Below are 1,928 nucleotides of genomic sequence, written 5' to 3'. Positions count from 1 at the left end.
TATGAAACTGTGAACGCCACACCACCCGCACACGGGTGGGGCTGTTCGTGGTTTCAGAACCAACACAGTGGACGCGAGCAACTGAGGACAAGCCCTCGGCCTATTAGTACCGGTCACCTCCACACGTTACCGTGCTTCCAGATCCGGCCTATCAACCCAGTCGTCTACTGGGAGCCTTACCCCATCAAGTGGGTGGGAGTCCTCATCTCGAAGCAGGCTTCCCGCTTAGATGCTTTCAGCGGTTATCCCTCCCGAACGTAGCCAACCAGCCATGCCCTTGGCAGGACAACTGGCACACCAGAGGTTCGTCCGTCCCGGTCCTCTCGTACTAGGGACAGCCCTTCTCAAGACTCCTACGCGCACAGCGGATAGGGACCGAACTGTCTCACGACGTTCTAAACCCAGCTCGCGTACCGCTTTAATGGGCGAACAGCCCAACCCTTGGGACCGACTCCAGCCCCAGGATGCGACGAGCCGACATCGAGGTGCCAAACCATCCCGTCGATATGGACTCTTGGGGAAGATCAGCCTGTTATCCCCGGGGTACCTTTTATCCGTTGAGCGACGGCGCTTCCACAAGCCACCGCCGGATCACTAGTCCCGACTTTCGTCCCTGCTCGACCCGTCGGTCTCACAGTCAAGCTCCCTTGTGCACTTACACTCAACACCTGATTGCCAACCAGGCTGAGGGAACCTTTGGGCGCCTCCGTTACTCTTTAGGAGGCAACCGCCCCAGTTAAACTACCCATCAGACACTGTCCCTGATCCGGATCACGGACCCAGGTTAGACATCCAGCACGACCAGACTGGTATTTCAACGACGACTCCACAAACACTGGCGTGCCTGCTTCAAAGTCTCCCAGCTATCCTACACAAGCCGAACCGAACACCAATATCAAACTGTAGTAAAGGTCCCGGGGTCTTTCCGTCCTGCTGCGCGAAACGAGCATCTTTACTCGTAGTGCAATTTCACCGGGCCTATGGTTGAGACAGTCGAGAAGTCGTTACGCCATTCGTGCAGGTCGGAACTTACCCGACAAGGAATTTCGCTACCTTAGGATGGTTATAGTTACCACCGCCGTTTACTGGCGCTTAAGTTCTCAGCTTCGCCCACCCGAAAGTGAGCTAACCGGTCCCCTTAACGTTCCAGCACCGGGCAGGCGTCAGTCCGTATACATCGCCTTACGGCTTCGCACGGACCTGTGTTTTTAGTAAACAGTCGCTTCTCGCTGGTCTCTGCGGCCACCCCCAGCTCACGGAGTAAATCCGATCACCGAGTGTGGCCCCCCTTCTCCCGAAGTTACGGGGGCATTTTGCCGAGTTCCTTAACCATAGTTCACCCGAACGCCTCGGTATTCTCTACCTGACCACCTGAGTCGGTTTAGGGTACGGGCCGCCATGAAACTCGCTAGAGGCTTTTCTCGACAGCATAGGATCATCCACTTCGCCACAATCGGCTCGGCATCAGGTCTCACCCTGCATGAGTGACGGATTTACCTACCACTCGGGCTACACCCTTACCCCGGGACAACCACCGCCCGGGATGGACTACCTTCCTGCGTCACCCCATCACTCACCTACTAACCGCTTGGTCCGGCGGCTCCACCACTCCCCTCAACTCCGAAGAGATCAGGGCGGCTTCACGGCCTTAGCATCACGATGCTCGATGTTTGACGCTTCACAGCGGGTACCGGAATATCAACCGGTTATCCATCGACTACGCCTGTCGGCCTCGCCTTAGGTCCCGACTTACCCTGGGCAGATCAGCTTGACCCAGGAACCCTTAGTCAATCGGCGCAAACGTTTCTCACGTTTGTATCGCTACTCATGCCTGCATTCTCACTCGTCAACCGTCCACGACTACCTTCCAGTGCCGCTTCACCCGGCAGACGACGCTCCCCTACCCATCACAACACCCGTTGGGGCTA

General features: G+C 56.9%; 1 rRNA gene (cut by a window edge). It reads right to left on the bottom strand.

What is annotated here, in order from left to right:
• Nucleotides 1-83: 83 nt before the first annotated feature.
• Nucleotides 84-1,928, bottom strand: a 23S ribosomal RNA gene (locus ACZ4K2_RS36885); it runs 530 nt beyond the window's last position.

This window comes from Streptomyces sp. NPDC025833, from assembly GCF_055558055.1.
The sequence above is the reverse complement of the archived record's forward strand: the minus strand, read 5'-3'. Positions and strand labels throughout refer to the sequence as shown.